The organism is Mannheimia pernigra (genome assembly GCF_013377995.1).
In the GTDB taxonomy this organism is placed as follows: domain Bacteria; phylum Pseudomonadota; class Gammaproteobacteria; order Enterobacterales; family Pasteurellaceae; genus Mannheimia; species Mannheimia pernigra.
The window spans coordinates 650492-667951 of the sequence record NZ_CP055305.1; the positions used below are offsets into that span (position 1 = coordinate 650492).

The window sequence follows — 17460 nt, forward strand, 5'->3', positions numbered from 1 at the left end:
TCCAAGCGGTCAATTTTGCAAAATTTTTTACAAATTAGACCGCTTGCACACAAATTTACTCGCTTTGCTTTAAGCGAGGCGAACTTAAAAACCTACCCTAGGGGCAAAAAAGTGAAAGACTTAGTGAAGTTTTTAAAAGCACAAACAAAATCAAACGATGATTTCGATGTGATTAAAATTGGCTTAGCATCACCAGATAAGATCCGTTCTTGGTCTTTTGGTGAAGTGAAAAAACCAGAAACCATTAACTACCGCACCTTCAAACCAGAACGCGACGGTTTATTTTGTGCACGTATTTTCGGGCCAGTAAAAGACTACGAGTGTCTGTGTGGTAAATATAAACGTTTAAAACACCGCGGTGTAATCTGTGAAAAATGTGGTGTTGAAGTGACACAAACTAAAGTACGTCGTGAGCGTATGGGGCATATTGAATTAGCTTGCCCAGTTGCACACATTTGGTTCTTAAAATCACTGCCGTCCCGTATTGGTTTAATTTTAGATATGCCATTGCGTGATATTGAACGTGTGCTTTACTTTGAAAGCTATGTAGTAACTGAGCCAGGAATGACTGATTTAGAAAAAAATCAGCTATTAACCGAAGAGCAGTTTATGGAAGCTGAAGAGCGTTGGGGTGATGAGTTTGAAGCGAAAATGGGTGCAGAAGGTATTCAGGCATTGCTTCGTGACTTAGATTTAGAACACCAATGTGAAATTTTGCGTGAAGAATTACAAGAAACCAATTCAGAAACTAAACGTAAAAAAATTACTAAGCGTTTAAAAACCTTGGAAGCATTCTTACAATCGGGTAACAAGCCAGAATGGATGGTAATGACCGTTCTTCCAGTATTACCGCCAGATTTACGTCCATTAGTACCGCTTGATGGTGGTCGCTTTGCAACCTCTGATTTAAACGATTTATACCGCCGTGTAATTAACCGTAACAACCGTTTAAAACGCTTGTTAGACTTAGTTGCACCAGACATTATCGTACGTAACGAAAAACGTATGTTACAAGAATCTGTGGATGCGTTATTAGACAATGGTCGTCGTGGTCGTGCAATTACGGGTTCTAACAAACGTCCGTTAAAATCACTTGCGGATATGATAAAAGGTAAACAAGGTCGTTTCCGTCAAAACCTATTAGGTAAACGTGTGGATTATTCAGGCCGTTCTGTAATCACCGTAGGTCCATATTTACGCTTACATCAATGTGGTTTACCGAAGAAAATGGCATTGGAGTTATTCCGCCCATTTATCTACTCTAAATTAGAATCTCGTGGCATTGCATCAACTATTAAAGCAGCGAAGAAAATGGTTGAGCGTGAAGAGCCGATTGTATGGGATATTCTTGCAGAAGTTATCCGTGAACATCCAATCCTACTTAACCGTGCACCAACGCTTCACCGTTTAGGTATCCAAGCGTTTGAGCCATTATTGATTGAAGGTAAAGCGATCCAATTACATCCACTTGTTTGTGCAGCATTCAATGCGGACTTCGATGGTGACCAAATGGCGGTACACGTTCCATTAACCCTTGAAGCTCAGTTAGAAGCTCGTGCGTTAATGATGTCTACCAATAACGTACTTTCTCCTGCAAGTGGTGATCCGATCATCGTTCCATCTCAGGACGTTGTACTCGGTCTTTACTATATGACTCGTGAGAAAGTAAACGGCAAAGGTGAAGGAATGTATTTCCTTGACCCACGTGAAGCGGAAAAAGCATACCGCACTGGTCAAGCAGAATTACACTCTCGTGTAAAAGTGCGTGTGACTGAATATGAGAAAAATGAAGCGGGCGAATTTGTTGCTAAAACTGCATTAGTGGATACTACCATCGGTCGTGCAATTTTATGGATGATCGCACCAAAAGGTATGCCATTTAGCTTGTTCAATCAAACTTTAGGTAAAAAAGCGATCTCAAAATTAATTAATGAGAGCTATCGCCGTTTAGGCTTGAAAGAGTCTGTCGTTTTAGCTGACCAGATTATGTACACGGGCTTCGCTTACGCTGCTCGTTCAGGTGTGTCTGTTGGTATTGATGATATGGTTATTCCAGAACAAAAATACTCCATCATTGAGGCGGCTGAAGCAGAGGTTGCAGAAATTCAAGAACAGTTCAATGGCGGTTTAGTTACTGCAGGCGAGCGTTATAACAAAGTAATTGATATTTGGGCAGCAGCAAACGAACGCGTTGCAAAAGCAATGATGGAAAACCTCTCAACGGAAGAAGTGGTTAACCGTGAAGGTAATCAAGAAAAACAAGCATCATTTAACAGTATCTTTATGATGGCAGACTCCGGTGCACGTGGTTCTGCAGCACAGATTCGTCAGTTAGCGGGTATGCGTGGCTTGATGGCACGTCCAGACGGCTCAATTATTGAAACCCCAATCACGGCAAACTTCCGTGAAGGCTTAAACGTTTTACAGTACTTTATTTCAACCCACGGTGCACGTAAAGGTCTTGCCGATACAGCATTAAAAACAGCGAACTCAGGTTACTTAACTCGCCGTTTAGTAGATGTCGCACAAGATTTAGTGATCATCGAAGATGACTGTGGTACACACGAAGGTATCGTGATGACCCCATTAATTGAGGGTGGTGATGTAAAAGAAGCTCTGCGTGATCGTGTATTAGGTCGTGTGGTAGCGGAAGATGTGTTAAAACCAGGTACAGATGAAGTATTAATTCCACGTAATACCTTATTAGATGAAAAATGGTGTGATGTGGTTGATCGTGAATCTGTTGATGTGATCAAAGTACGTTCTGTTGTAACCTGTAACACAGACTACGGTGTGTGTGCAAAATGTTACGGTCGTGATTTAGCTCGCGGACACTTAATTAATCAAGGTGAAGCAGTAGGTGTTATTGCGGCACAATCAATTGGTGAACCAGGTACACAGTTAACGATGCGTACGTTCCATATCGGTGGTGCGGCATCTGCGGCAGCGAAAGAATCTAGCATTCAAGTGAAAAATGCAGGTACGATTAAGCTTACCAACGCGAAATTCGTAACTAACAAAGACGGCAAAATCGTATTAACTTCACGTAACACAGAATTAACCGTTATCGACACCTTTGGTCGTACCAAAGAGAACTACAAGGTGCCTTACGGTGCAGTGTTATCGAAAAATGATGGTGCAGAAGTAAATGCAGGTGAAGTAGTAGCAAACTGGGATCCGCATACAATGCCAGTTATCTCAGAGGTATCAGGTCGTATCCAATTTAGCGACATCGTTGATGGCTTAACCGTAACGCGTCAAACTGACGAATTAACTGGTTTATCATCAATCGTAGTACAAGATGTGGGTGAACGTGCAACCGCAGGTAAAGATTTACGTCCAGCACTACGTTTAGTTGATAGCAACGGTAACGATATCTTAATTCCAGGTACAGACGTTCCAGCACAATACTTCTTACCAGGTAAAGCAATCGTAACCTTAGATGACGGTGCAGAAATCGCAGTGGGTGAAGCATTAGCTCGTATTCCACAAGAATCTGTGGGTACGAAAGATATTACTGGTGGTCTTCCACGTGTTGCAGACTTATTTGAAGCACGTAAACCGAAAGATCCAGCGATCTTGGCGGAAATTTCAGGTATCGTCTCATTTGGTAAAGAAACCAAAGGTAAACGCCGCTTGGTAATTACCCCAGCTGAAGGCGAAGCGTTTGAAGAAATGATTCCAAAATGGCGTCAATTAAACGTATTCGAAGGCGAAATGGTACAACGTGGTGATGTAATCTCTGATGGTGCAGAAACTCCACACGATATCTTACGCTTACGTGGCGTACACGCAGTAACAGACTATATTGTAAACGAAGTACAAGAAGTTTACCGCTTACAAGGGGTAAAAATTAACGATAAACACATCGAAGTTATCGTTCGCCAAATGTTGCGTAAAGCAACCATTACGAATGCTTACGACTCTGAATTCCTAGACGGAGAGCAAGTTGAAGTCGCTCGTGTGAAAATTGCTAACCGCAAACGTGAAGCTGAAGGCAAACCACTTGTTGAATTTGAACGTGAATTGCTTGGTATTACCAAAGCATCTCTTGCAACGGAAAGCTTCATTTCTGCGGCATCGTTCCAAGAAACCACTCGTGTGCTTACCGAAGCAGCAGTGGCAGGTAAACAAGATGAGTTACGTGGCTTAAAAGAAAACGTAATTGTTGGTCGCTTAATCCCAGCAGGTACTGGTTTTGCTTACCACCAAGCTCGTGTGAAAAAACGTGCACAACTTGAAGCAGGCATCGCAGTAGCTCCTGAATACGAAGCTCCAGCTGCAAAAGAAAACTCATTTGTTACTGACGCAGACATCGAAGCCGAATTTGAATTTATTGCAGATGACGCAACCCAAAGTTTAGCTGCGTTGTTAAATGCGGGTGAGGAAGAGTAATTCGTAGCGTATAGATAAAAAGCCCCCAGAACGAATGATCTGGGGGCTTTTTGTTTATTATATGATTTCTATTGGAGTTAAAATAACATCATATCCATCATTCCTTATATTATTTATAGTATTAAATAAACTTATCTTCGAGAAAGAACTCATATTAAGAGGAAAACCACTAATTTTATTAGATTCTATTGCAATAGCAATTACAACAGTTTTCTTTGTTTCTTCTGAAATAGTGAAGGCTCTTGTACATTTTTCTCTAAATTCTTTTGAGTTTGCATATAAAGTAGATGCTATATATGCTTGTGAAAATAGGTATGAGGATTTTGCTCCCCAGACATTTTTAATGTGAATAAAACGATGTTTACTATGATCATAAAGGTCGGCAAGTTCAATTTTTGACTTTTCATCAGTCTTAATTAAATTTCGATCAAGTAATAAGAAACCTTTCTGTTTAGAAACCTCATCATTATATATCTGTTCAGCATAAGTTTTTCTATCCTCATTTTTTTCTATGGAAATAATTTTGTTTTTTATGTCATCAGCATTCCATTTTGGTAGATAATCATTTTCAATGGTAATATTTCTTATTTTATCATCTATAAAAGAAATGATATTATCTAAAATATTAAACCATTTGCCATCTAATTTCACGTAATGTTGATTATTTAAAGAAGCTTCGCAAACAATAAGCCTTTCTAGTGAGTTATTGTGATAAAAATCTTTTTCTCCCTCAGTTGTTATTCCCATAATATGTATATTTAATAGTTCTTTAAGAGATAGATTCATTTGAAAATTTTCTTGAATACGGACTTTGATTTCATCTATATCAAGCTCCTTTATTTCGAATTTATTATTTTTAATAGATAATTCATATTCAGAATAATCAAATCGTTTGAATGGATCTGGTAAGTCTAAGTACAAGGTAGAGTGGCTGCTATTGATATTTTTATAGAACTTATATAGTTTCCTATAACAATTTAAATTTAACTTGTGTATTAATTCCTTATTTTTAACTTGTTTATACGATTTTGGCATCTTAATTTTTTCTTCTTGTCCTAGAATTTTATTAATTTCATCAAGCACCTTCTCTATATTTCTAATATCTTTTTCTGTGCGGAGAACAATGGAGGATTTACCTTGCACTACAAAGTGTTTTCCTGAGAATTCCCCTTTTCCTGATATACTTTTTAATATTTTATTATAGTTTTCATTGTCGAAGTTAGGGTTATAATTCGCTACACTTCTTTGTATTTGCCTTGTTTGGCTCTTTATAGAAAACTGATGGATAGAAGAAATAGATAAATTATCTATTAATCGCAAGGCAACATCTAATCCAAATTCATCTTCAATATACTCTTGAATAATCTTAAACCCATATCCCCCAGTAAGGGCATAAAGGTTATTTTTATAGTTTATTAGATAGATAAAACTATTTGAATAATTCTCGAATGATATTCCAGGTGCTAACGGTGTTATAAAATTACTCCATTCAGGAGTGCTTCTTTTATTTTTTTGTATAAATAAACTACTTTTTTCGTCTGAGAAAATCTTTTCGTATTCATTTATAGAAGAGAAATTATCGAGAGTAAAATGTGATCTTAATTTAAAGATATTTATACGATTTGTTTTAGTTCTAGCCATAATAATCTATCCTTTAAATATAGGTATATATACCTAAATTTACTAACCTAACTTGCTTCTGATAATACAAGAATTAGCACTTGTACCATCTGATAAATGGTATCTTTAATACAAGCGGTTAAATTCCCTCAAAAATCTGCAAATTTCCCTCAACAAACGCTTGCGTTTGAACGTTGGCTTTGCCAACGGCTCCGAAGGAGCGAGCGTAGCGAGTAAATCCAACCGCTTGTACCTTCACTATAACTCCCCAAACGCCTTATCCGCCGCTTCCAACGTGCGAGCAATATCTTCATCACTATGTGCTAACGACATAAATCCTGCCTCAAATGCAGATGGTGCTAAATAGACGCCCTGTTCTAACATTAAGTGGAAGAAACGGTTGAATTTAGCCGCATCGCATTTCATCACTTCTTGGAAGTTGGTTACTGCTTTTTGTTCGGTGAAGAATAAGCCGAACATACCGCCAACGTATTGCACGGTAAGTGGTACATTATGTTTATCGGCAAGGGCTTTAAAGCCTTCAGCGAGGGTTTTGGTTTTTTCCGCTAAAATGGTTTCATTGCCTGCTTTCGATAATTCCGTTAAGCAAGCCAAGCCAGCCGCCATTGCAATCGGGTTGCCTGAAAGCGTGCCTGCTTGGTAAACCGGACCGGTTGGGGCGATGTGTTCCATAATTTCTTTTTTACCGCCGAATGCTCCCACCGGCATACCGCCGCCGATAATTTTGCCGAGCGTAGTTAAATCAGGTGTAACGCCGTAGTAAGATTGAGCCCCACCAAGTGCGACACGAAAGCCAGTCATCACTTCATCAATAATAAACACTGCACCGTATTGCGTGCAAAGTTCACGCAAGCCTTGTAAAAAGCCCTCTTGTGGAGGAATACAGTTCATATTGCCTGCAACAGGTTCAACAATTAAGCAAGCTATGTCATTTGGATATTGTTCAAACGCCGCTTTTACTGAATCTAAATCGTTGTAAGTGCAGGTAAGTGTGTGCTTAGCGAAATCCGCAGGCACGCCTGGCCCACTTGGCTGGCCAAGTGTTAAAGCTCCAGAACCTGCTTTTACTAATAGTGAATCTGAATGCCCGTGATAGCAACCTTCAAATTTGATAATTTTATCTCGCCCTGTGTAGCCACGAGCTAAGCGAATGGCAGACATTGTTGCTTCTGTACCAGAGCTTACCATTCTCACCATTTCAATAGATGGCACTAATTTGCAGACTAATTCTGCAAGGGTGATTTCAGCAGACGTTGGGGCTCCAAAGCTCAAGCCATTTGGCACTGCTTTTAATACCGCATCAATAATCGCTGGGTGGTTATGCCCCAATACCATCGGGCCCCAAGAGCCAACGTAGTCAATATATTGCTTGTCGTCGCTGTCGATAATATACGCACCTGTTGCTTTCTTAATAAAAATAGGCGTACCCCCTACCCCTTTGAAAGCTCGAACAGGAGAGTTTACACCGCCTGGAATCACTTTTTGGGCTTGTTCAAACAGTTTTTCTGACATTGACATAATAATTCCTTTTCAGTTGTAAAAAATTAGCCTCTATTTTACTGAAAAGCCCCCATTTTCGCTAAAAAATTTTGTGACTTTGTTGCCTTATGCTATGCTTCTTACCTAATTTTGGACTGATTTTTTTGAGGTAATCCCACTATGTGGCTTACTTTTTTAACAGTATTTATTGTCTCTTTTCTAGCCTTAATCGTAATGCGTCCAGTGGCGAAATTTGTAAATTTGGTAGATAAACCTAATTTCCGCAAACGTCATCAAGGTTTGATCCCATTAATTGGCGGCATCGCTTTATTTATTGGGAATCTCACGTTTTATTTTATGCAATGGCAAGATATGCGACTACCTGGGCTTTATCTCACTGCGGTGACGATTTTGCTGATTATCGGTGTGCTAGATGACAGATTTGACATAAGTCCACTTCTACGAGCAGGTATTCAGGCTGGATTAGCTGGAGCGATGATTTACAGTGGCTTATCATTAAATAGTTTAGGTCAGATTATTGCTCCATTTAGTATTGAGTTAGGCTGGCTAGGCATTGTGTTTACTATCTTCGTCACGATTGGCGTGATTAATGCCTTTAATATGGTAGATGGGATTGATGGCTTATTGGCAGGGCTCTCGAGCGTTAGTTTTGCTGGGCTTGGCACATTGATGTTTATTAAAGATGAGCCTGCTTTAGGCTATTGGTGTTTTGCCCTTATATTTGTTTTATTGCCTTATGCAATGTTTAATTTAAGCCTGTTTGGTACAAAATGGAAAGTGTTTATGGGCGACTCTGGTAGTATGCTGATTGGCTTTACCATTATTTGGATTTTGCTATTAAGTACGCAAGGTCAGGGCTCGCCGATTAGCCCGATTACAGGTTTATGGCTGATTGCTGTGCCGTTAATTGATATGGTGGCGGTTATTATTCGTCGTTTGAAAAAAGGTAAAAGTCCGTTCAAACCTGACCGCTTGCACTTACATCATTTAATGATGCGGGCAGGTTTGAGCTCTCGCCAAGCATTGTTAGTTATTGTACTTTGGGCGGGTTTCTGTTCAAGTATTGGTGTATTAGGTGAGATTTATTACTGGAACCAATGGGTAATGATGCTGATGTTTATCGGCTTATTCTTCTTATATGTGTATTCCGTTACCCACGCTTGGCGTATTACCCGTTTTGTCCGTCGTTTAAAACGTCGTGCAAAACGAAGTAAACAAAGCAACTTTAATAACAGTAAATGAGTTGGCTAACGATTGTTTATCTGGCTTATAATATTGGTGATTTGCGGAAAGTGCCGCGGTGGAATAAATGGCTGAGATTTGAAGTTCTCAGCCATTTTTTATCAATTATGCGTAATAAAGTTCAAACTCTACAGGATGTGGAATTGAGTTTACACGCTCAACTTCTTTACGACGAATACCGATATAAGCGTCAATGAAGTCTTTGCTAAATACGCCACCTTGTGTTAAAAATTCAAAATCGTTGCTTAACGCATTAAGGGCATCATCTAAAGAAGACGCAACAGTTGGGATATCTTTTAACTCTTCTGGCGGCAAGTCGTATAAGTTTTTATCCATTGCATCGCCTGGGTGGATTTTATTAATTACGCCATCAAGACCAGCCATTAATAACGCTGCAAAGCAAATATAAGGGTTTGCCATTGGGTCTGGGAAGCGAGCTTCCACACGGGTAGCTTTCGGGCTAGTGACTGCTGGAATACGAATTGATGCCGAGCGATTACTTGCTGAATAGGCTAACAATACAGGAGCTTCAAAGCCTGGCACTAAACGTTTATATGAGTTTGTGGTTGGGTTAGTAAAAGCATTTAATGCTTTAGCATGTTTTATGATACCACCAATATAATAAAGAGCAGTTTCAGATAAACCTGCATATTTATCACCCATAAAGACATTTTGACCATTTTTGCTTAATGACATATTACAGTGCATTCCAGAACCATTATCGCCAGCGATTGGCTTTGGCATAAAGCAAGCGGTTTTTCCGTGTTCAATAGCTACGTTTTGCACAATGTATTTATAGATTTGAGTTTCATCTGCTTTTAACGTTAAGCTATTGAAGCGTGTTGCGATCTCATTTTGACCTGCAGTCGCAACCTCATGGTGGTGAGCTTCAATCACTAAGCCCATCTTTTCCATTAACAAACACATTTCAGAACGGATATCGTGAGCGGAATCAATCGGGGTAACTGCACAATAACCGCCTTTTTTTAACGGACGATAACCATTATTACCATTTTCAAATTTACGATTAGTATTCCAAGCTGCCTCTACATCATCAATTTTATACGAAACATTGTTCATTTCAGTGCTGAAACGAACATCATCGAATAAGAAAAACTCTGGCTCAGGCCCGAACATTACGTTATCGGCAACACCAGTTGATTTTAAATAATTCTCGGCACGAATTGCGATAGAACGAGGGTCACGATCGTAAGACTGCATTGTGTTAGGTTCAAAGATTGAACAACGGATAGTGAGGGTAGGAATACGAGCGAAAGGATCAACTACAGCAGTTTCAGCAATTGGGATTAAAAGCATATCGGCTTTATTAATTGCCTTCCAGCCTTCAACGGATGAGCCGTCGAACATTTTACCTTCCTCAAAAAAGTCTTCAAGATCATTTGCAACTAAACTAACTGGCAGCGACACACCATGTTCTTTACCTTTAATATCAGTAAATTTTAATAAGACAAATTTGATATCATTATCTTGAATCAACTTAGATACGTTATCGATTGCGTTTGACATAGTAAAATAAGTCCTTGTCGAGAAAAATTAGGGGAATCATACATAAGAAAAAACTTGGCTATCATAGCATTTTTAATAGAGTTTACACAAAAGAAGTTTGAGTAATATTGAAAATTGTTGTCAAAATCCAACTGTTAATCTTTTTTAAATTTTAGAGTAATGAAATTACTATTTAGCTAAGTAAAATGAGTGCTACACTTATCGATTAGGTATAATAAAAGCAGAATACAAGCGGTTATTTTTAGTGATATTTTTGCTATTTTATAAACATTTTGAATAAAATAAATCCAAACAATAGATTTTTTATGTTTTTTTGAAAAAAAATCTAGACAAGGCAGTTGGAAGTCTATAATATACGCCTCCGTTGCGACGCATTAGCTGAAATCAAAGCGTTCGTAGCTCAGTTGGATAGAGCGTTGGCCTCCGGAGCCAAAGGTCGCAAGTTCGAATCTTGTCGAGCGCGCCAGAGTCAATGTGGTACTATCAACATAATGGTGGCTATAGCTCAGTTGGTAGAGCCCTGGATTGTGATTCCAGTTGTCGTGGGTTCGAATCCCATTAGCCACCCCATTTAATTAATACTCTTTGAGTAACTGACGGCGAGTAGCGCAGCTTGGTAGCGCAACTGGTTTGGGACCAGTGGGTCGTAGGTTCAAATCCTATCTCGCCGACCAATTTTTTGTTCTTTAACAATTTATCAGACAATCTGTGTGGGCACTTGTTGATAGACTTGATTTAAAAAAATATTTTAAAACTTGAAGTCTTAATAGGTGCTTATAACTAGAAATTCATTATTTTTGATTTCTTGACTTAAGTTAAGTTTAGAAGTTGAAGTGAACTTTAGCTAAGCAGTTTATTGAGCGATTGAACTTTTTGAATTGAAGAGTTTGATCATGGCTCAGATTGAACGCTGGCGGCAGGCTTAACACATGCAAGTCGAACGGTAGCAGGTTAGTACTTGTACTAATGCTGACGAGTGGCGGACGGGTGAGTAATGCTTGGGAATCTGGCTTATGGAGGGGGATAACGACTGGAAACGGTCGCTAATACCGCGTAATCTCTAAGGAGGAAAGGGTGGGACTTTCGGGCCACCTGCCATAAGATGAGCCCAAGTGAGATTAGGTAGTTGGTGAGGTAATGGCTCACCAAGCCGTCGATCTCTAGCTGGTCTGAGAGGATGACCAGCCACACTGGAACTGAGACACGGTCCAGACTCCTACGGGAGGCAGCAGTGGGGAATATTGCACAATGGGGGGAACCCTGATGCAGCCATGCCGCGTGAATGAAGAAGGCCTTCGGGTTGTAAAGTTCTTTCGGTCGCGAGGAAGGCGTTGATTTTAATAGAATCGGCGATTGACGTTAACGACAGAAGAAGCACCGGCTAACTCCGTGCCAGCAGCCGCGGTAATACGGGGGGTGCAAGCGTTAATCGGAATAACTGGGCGTAAAGGGCACGCAGGCGGACTTTTAAGTGAGATGTGAAAGCCCCGGGCTTAACCTGGGAATTGCATTTCAGACTGGGGGTCTAGAGTACTTTAGGGAGGGGTAGAATTCCACGTGTAGCGGTGAAATGCGTAGAGATGTGGAGGAATACCGAAGGCGAAGGCAGCCCCTTGGGAATGTACTGACGCTCATGTGCGAAAGCGTGGGGAGCAAACAGGATTAGATACCCTGGTAGTCCACGCTGTAAACGCTGTCGATTTGGGGATTGGGCTTTAAGCTTGGTGCCCGTAGCTAACGTGATAAATCGACCGCCTGGGGAGTACGGCCGCAAGGTTAAAACTCAAATGAATTGACGGGGGCCCGCACAAGCGGTGGAGCATGTGGTTTAATTCGATGCAACGCGAAGAACCTTACCTACTCTTGACATCCAGAGAATCCTGTAGAGATATGGGAGTGCCTTCGGGAGCTCTGAGACAGGTGCTGCATGGCTGTCGTCAGCTCGTGTTGTGAAATGTTGGGTTAAGTCCCGCAACGAGCGCAACCCTTATCCTTTGTTGCCAGCACGTTATGGTGGGAACTCAAAGGAGACTGCCGGTGATAAACCGGAGGAAGGTGGGGATGACGTCAAGTCATCATGGCCCTTACGAGTAGGGCTACACACGTGCTACAATGGCGTATACAGAGGGCGGCGAGCCAGCGATGGTGAGCGAATCTCACAAAGTACGTCTAAGTCCGGATTGGAGTCTGCAACTCGACTCCATGAAGTCGGAATCGCTAGTAATCGCAAATCAGAATGTTGCGGTGAATACGTTCCCGGGCCTTGTACACACCGCCCGTCACACCATGGGAGTGGGTTGTACCAGAAGTAGATAGCTTAACCTTCGGGGGGGCGTTTACCACGGTATGATTCATGACTGGGGTGAAGTCGTAACAAGGTAACCGTAGGGGAACCTGCGGTTGGATCACCTCCTTACCAAAAAAATCAAGTGCGAGGCTAGGCGAGAGTTTAGCGTCGCGACGACAGCAAGTGTTCACACAGATTGTTTGATAGAAAGTAGAATAAACAGAAACATCCTTTTGGGTCTGTAGCTCAGGTGGTTAGAGCGCACCCCTGATAAGGGTGAGGTCGGTGGTTCAAGTCCACTCAGACCCACCACTCAATGACGTGAGTAAGCGAAAGCGAAAGCACAGAATGTGAGTGAAAACTAAAAGGAAGTGGTAAGTCAATGATGTCTGGGGATATAGCTCAGCTGGGAGAGCGCCTGCCTTGCACGCAGGAGGTCAGCGGTTCGATCCCGCTTATCTCCACCAAGCATCGTGAGTCGTCATACCTAAGGTAGCAAGCGGTTGAATTTGAGCAAAGATTTGCAATATTCAATAAAAAAGAGACCGCTTGTTAATTTAGGTATGATGAGAGTCGAAAGACATTATCATCGTTGTTCTTTAAAAATTTAGAAACAAGCTGAAAAACTGAGAGATTTTCGAAAGAAAGTCTGAGTATGTAATAAAATCTTAGCTGAACAAAAGCAGCTAAGTGTTTAGTTTAAAACAGACTTTAAATGTGTTGTTATGTTGTTTTTTCTTTCCTTTGATTGAATTGAAATACAAAAACAAAAACATTTGAGGTTGTATAGTTAAGTGACTAAGCGCACAAGGTGGATGCCTTGGCAATCAGAGGCGATGAAGGACGTGCTAATCTGCGAAAAGCTTGGATGAGTCGATAAGAGGCGTTTAATCCAAGATGTCCGAATGGGGAAACCCAGTAGATGAAGAATCTACTATCACTTGCTGAATACATAGGCAAGTGAAGCAAACCGGGAGAACTGAAACATCTAAGTACCCCGAGGAAAAGAAATCAACCGAGATTTCGTTAGTAGCGGCGAGCGAACGCGAAAGAGCCAGTGAGTAATAGCGGATTTATTAGAGGAATGAGCTGGGAAGCTCAATCATAGAGGGTGATAATCCCGTACTCGAAAATATTTCCGTGGTACTAAGCTCACAACAAGTAGGGCGGGACACGTGATATCCTGTTTGAAGATGGGGGGACCATCCTCCAAGGCTAAATACTCCTGATTGACCGATAGTGAACCAGTACTGTGAAGGAAAGGCGAAAAGAACCCCGGCGAGGGGAGTGAAATAGAACCTGAAACCTTGTGCGTACAAGCAGTGGGAGCAGATTTATTCTGTGACTGCGTACCTTTTGTATAATGGGTCAGCGACTTATATTTTGTAGCAAGGTTAACTGAATAAGGGAGCCGTAGGGAAACCGAGTCTTAACTGGGCGTATAGTTGCAAGGTATAGACCCGAAACCCGGTGATCTAGCCATGGGCAGGTTGAAGGTTGGGTAACACTAACTGGAGGACCGAACCGACTAATGTTGAAAAATTAGCGGATGACTTGTGGCTGGGGGTGAAAGGCCAATCAAACCGGGAGATAGCTGGTTCTCCCCGAAATCTATTTAGGTAGAGCCTTATGTGAATACCTTCGGGGGTAGAGCACTGTTTCGGCTAGGGGTCCATCCCGGATTACCAACCCGATGCAAACTGCGAATACCGAAGAGTAATGCATAGGAGACACACGGTGGGTGCTAACGTTCATCGTGGAGAGGGAAACAACCCAGACCGCCAGCTAAGGTCCCCAAGTACTAGTTAAGTGGGAAACGAAGTGGGAAGGCTTAGACAGCTAGGATGTTGGCTTAGAAGCAGCCATCATTTAAAGAAAGCGTAATAGCTCACTAGTCGAGTCGGCCTGCGCGGAAGATGTAACGGGGCTAAAACTAGTCACCGAAGCTGCGGCATCAATGGAAACATTGTTGGGTAGGGGAGCGTTCTGTAAGCGGAAGAAGGTGAGTCGAGAGGCTTGCTGGACGTATCAGAAGTGCGAATGCTGACATAAGTAACGATAAAACGAGTGAAAAACTCGTTCGCCGGAAGACCAAGGGTTCCTGTCCAACGTTAATCGGGGCAGGGTGAGTCGGCCCCTAAGGCGAGGCTGAAAAGCGTAGTCGATGGGAAACGGGTTAATATTCCCGTACTTGGTGTAATTGCGATGTGGGGACGGAGAAGGTTAGGTTATCAGGGTGTTGGATTACCCTGTTTAAGCAGGTAGTTGGGAAGATTAGGCAAATCCGGTCTTCTATTAACAACGAGAAGTGATGACGAGACTCTACGGAGTTGAAGTAACCGATACCACGCTTCCAGGAAAAGCCACTAAGCGTCAGATTACACTAAACCGTACTATAAACCGACACAGGTGGTCAGGTAGAGAATACTCAGGCGCTTGAGAGAACTCGGGTGAAGGAACTAGGCAAAATAGCACCGTAACTTCGGGAGAAGGTGCGCCGGCGTAGATTGTAATCCCTCGCGGATGAAGGTTGAACCGGTCGAAGATACCAGCTGGCTGCAACTGTTTATTAAAAACACAGCACTCTGCAAACACGAAAGTGGACGTATAGGGTGTGATGCCTGCCCGGTGCTGGAAGGTTAATTGATGGTGTTATCGAAAGAGAAGCTCCTGATCGAAGCCCCAGTAAACGGCGGCCGTAACTATAACGGTCCTAAGGTAGCGAAATTCCTTGTCGGGTAAGTTCCGACCTGCACGAATGGCATAATGATGGCCAGGCTGTCTCCACCCGAGACTCAGTGAAATTGAAATCGCCGTGAAGATGCGGTGTACCCGCGGCTAGACGGAAAGACCCCGTGAACCTTTACTATAGCTTGACACTGAACATTGAATTTTGATGTGTAGGATAGGTGGGAGCCTTTGAAGATGACACGCTAGTGTTGTTGGAGGCGTCCTTGAAATACCACCCTTTAACGTTTGATGTTCTAACGAAGTACTCGGAACGAGTACTCGGACAGTGTCTGGTGGGTAGTTTGACTGGGGCGGTCTCCTCCCAAAGAGTAACGGAGGAGCACGAAGGTTTGCTAATGACGGTCGGACATCGTCAGGTTAGTGCAATGGTAGAAGCAAGCTTAACTGCGAGACAGACAAGTCGAGCAGGTGCGAAAGCAGGTCATAGTGATCCGGTGGTTCTGAATGGAAGGGCCATCGCTCAACGGATAAAAGGTACTCCGGGGATAACAGGCTGATACCGCCCAAGAGTTCATATCGACGGCGGTGTTTGGCACCTCGATGTCGGCTCATCACATCCTGGGGCTGAAGTAGGTCCCAAGGGTATGGCTGTTCGCCATTTAAAGTGGTACGCGAGCTGGGTTTAGAACGTCGTGAGACAGTTCGGTCCCTATCTGCCGTGGGCGTTGGAGAATTGGTTGGGGCTGCTCCTAGTACGAGAGGACCGGAGTGGACGCACCGCTGGTGTTTCGGTTGTGTCGCCAGACGCATTGCCGAGTAGCTACGTGCGGAAGAGATAAGTGCTGAAAGCATCTAAGCACGAAACTTGCCAAGAGATGAGTTCTCCCAGTCTATAAGACTGTAAGGGTTGTTGGAGACTACGACGTAGATAGGCACAATGTGTAAGCGTAGCGATACGTTGAGCTAATGTGTACTAATTGCCCGAGAGGCTTAACTATACAACGCTCAAGTGTTTTTGAGGACACGGAAGCGAGATAAACGAAGAAGAATACTTAAGTTGACAGCTTGTTTTTAGATTAGAGAACGAAAAGACAAAAGAGAAGACAGAAAATCAACAAGATTTTCCCGACGACAATAGTGCTGTGGTTCTACCTGATTCCATACCGAACTCAGAAGTAAAACGCAGTGACGCCGATGGTAGTGTGGTGATTCGCCATGTGAGAGTAGGGCATCGTCGGGGCTTATTTTAAATCTCAAACAAAGCAAAAACCTCAAGCTTAGTGATAGGCTTGAGGTTTTTGCTTTTTTTTATTTTTAAAAAGCCAAAAAGCGAAAATTGCAAAAAATATAACTAAAATGACCGCTTGTACTTGTAGAATACTTGCGGTCTGGGTGTGTGAGATTGAAATAGCAGACAAATTATATAAACCGAGTTCCTTGTTTTTTAACTTCTAAAATAGACGCATAATCGGCTTTCCAATCTCCTAATACAATACGGGTAAAATGATTGTGATTATGGATCGCTTGGCGATGTGTATGTCCGTGTATAAGTTGTTCTACTTTAAATTTTGTTACAATTTGAGCCGTAAATTCAGTGTTTACGTCCATAATTTCGGCAGATTTACCACGCTTTTCTTGCTTACTTTTGGCACGAATTTTCTCCGCAATCCGAATTCGCCAAGAAAGTGGAAACATCAAAAAGATAGCTTGTCGCCATTTTTGATGGACTTTTTTACGGAATTGTTGATATTTCTTATCATCAGTACAAAGTGTGTCGCCGTGACAAAGTAATGTGGGCGTGCCAAATAAATTAATAATATGATAATCAGGCAAAAGAGCCATTCCTGTTTGCTGACTAAAACGTTTACCAATTAAGAAATCACGGTTTCCGCAAATAAAATAGCATTTTGTACCGCTTGTAGTAAGGGTTTTTATTGCATTTTTCACGTTTGAAATAAGTTCAGACTCTTCATCATCGCCAATCCAGAAATCAAATAGATCGCCTAATATATAAACTGCTTGTGCAAGCGGTGCTTTTTCTTGCATAAATTGCAAAAAAAGTCTGGTTATTTCAGGTTGATTTTCGTTTAAGTGGAGATCTGCAATAAAATAGTATGTCATTTTGATATTGGTGATAAAAAGAAAACGGTTCAATTTTTTACAAAATCGAACCGTTT

General features: G+C 41.8%; 6 protein-coding genes, 5 tRNA genes and 3 rRNA genes. 10 read left to right on the plus strand and 4 right to left on the minus strand.

Going from position 1 to position 17460, the window contains the following annotated elements; genetic code table 11:
- The first annotated feature begins 111 nt into the window (after positions 1-111).
- Positions 112-4395, plus strand: coding sequence for a DNA-directed RNA polymerase subunit beta' (rpoC, locus tag HV560_RS03215; RefSeq protein WP_176812824.1), 4284 nt, complete (start codon positions 112-114; stop codon positions 4393-4395).
- Between the two features lie 57 nt (positions 4396-4452).
- On the opposite strand, the gene HV560_RS03220 is transcribed toward rpoC, so the two are convergent.
- Complete coding sequence (locus HV560_RS03220; RefSeq protein ID WP_176812134.1) at positions 4453-6036, minus strand: DUF6119 family protein; 1584 nt, start codon at positions 6034-6036, stop codon at positions 4453-4455.
- 237 nt (positions 6037-6273) lie between these two features.
- Positions 6274-7554 carry a glutamate-1-semialdehyde 2,1-aminomutase gene (hemL, locus tag HV560_RS03225; RefSeq protein ID WP_176812135.1) on the minus strand — a complete coding sequence of 427 codons (1281 nt, stop codon included), beginning with the start codon at positions 7552-7554 and terminating at the stop codon, positions 6274-6276.
- Between the two features lie 141 nt (positions 7555-7695).
- Here hemL and wecA point away from each other — a divergent pair, with 141 nt between their 5' ends.
- The gene (gene wecA, locus HV560_RS03230; protein WP_176812136.1) at positions 7696-8778 is read left to right on the plus strand and encodes a UDP-N-acetylglucosamine--undecaprenyl-phosphate N-acetylglucosaminephosphotransferase; all 1083 of its coding nucleotides are present in this window, start codon (positions 7696-7698) and stop codon (positions 8776-8778) included.
- Positions 8779-8883: 105 nt separating this feature from the next.
- Here wecA and glnA read toward each other — a convergent pair whose 3' ends face one another.
- Positions 8884-10305 carry a type I glutamate--ammonia ligase gene (gene glnA, locus HV560_RS03235; RefSeq protein WP_159628951.1) on the minus strand — a complete coding sequence of 474 codons (1422 nt, stop codon included), beginning with the start codon at positions 10303-10305 and terminating at the stop codon, positions 8884-8886.
- 389 nt (positions 10306-10694) lie between these two features.
- Between glnA and HV560_RS03240 the strand changes: the two genes are divergently transcribed.
- The 8 genes from HV560_RS03240 (at position 10695) to rrf (ending at position 16523) form a co-directional block, all read left to right on the plus strand.
- Positions 10695-10771, plus strand: a tRNA-Arg gene (locus HV560_RS03240).
- Positions 10772-10799: 28 nt separating this feature from the next.
- Positions 10800-10875: transfer RNA gene (locus tag HV560_RS03245), tRNA-His, on the plus strand.
- A 27-nt stretch (positions 10876-10902) separates the two neighbouring features.
- Positions 10903-10979 (plus strand) — tRNA-Pro (locus HV560_RS03250).
- 201 nt (positions 10980-11180) lie between these two features.
- Positions 11181-12721: ribosomal RNA gene (locus HV560_RS03255) — 16S ribosomal RNA — on the plus strand.
- Positions 12722-12827: 106 nt separating this feature from the next.
- A tRNA-Ile gene (locus tag HV560_RS03260) sits at positions 12828-12904 on the plus strand.
- Between the two features lie 79 nt (positions 12905-12983).
- Positions 12984-13059 (plus strand) — tRNA-Ala (locus tag HV560_RS03265).
- 321 nt (positions 13060-13380) lie between these two features.
- Positions 13381-16281 (plus strand): 23S ribosomal RNA (locus HV560_RS03270).
- Between the two features lie 126 nt (positions 16282-16407).
- A 5S ribosomal RNA gene (rrf, locus tag HV560_RS03275) occupies positions 16408-16523 on the plus strand.
- The 16S, 23S and 5S rRNA genes sit together here with 5 tRNA genes alongside, the layout of an rRNA operon.
- 179 nt (positions 16524-16702) lie before the next feature.
- Here the strand turns inward: rrf and lpxH are convergent.
- On the minus strand, positions 16703-17404 hold the full coding sequence (gene lpxH / locus HV560_RS03280) for a UDP-2,3-diacylglucosamine diphosphatase (protein WP_176807661.1): 702 nt from the start codon (positions 17402-17404) through the stop codon (positions 16703-16705).
- Between the last annotated feature and the right edge of the window lie 56 nt (positions 17405-17460).

Coding starts and splice junctions, on each gene's coding strand:
- HV560_RS03220 (WP_176812134.1), bottom strand. CDS start 6,036: ATGGCTAGAACTAAAACAAATCGTATAAATATCTTTAAATTAAGATCA.
- hemL (WP_176812135.1), bottom strand. CDS start 7,554: ATGTCAATGTCAGAAAAACTGTTTGAACAAGCCCAAAAAGTGATTCCA.
- wecA (WP_176812136.1), top strand. CDS start 7,696: ATGTGGCTTACTTTTTTAACAGTATTTATTGTCTCTTTTCTAGCCTTA.
- glnA (WP_159628951.1), bottom strand. CDS start 10,305: ATGTCAAACGCAATCGATAACGTATCTAAGTTGATTCAAGATAATGAT.
- lpxH (WP_176807661.1), bottom strand. CDS start 17,404: ATGACATACTATTTTATTGCAGATCTCCACTTAAACGAAAATCAACCT.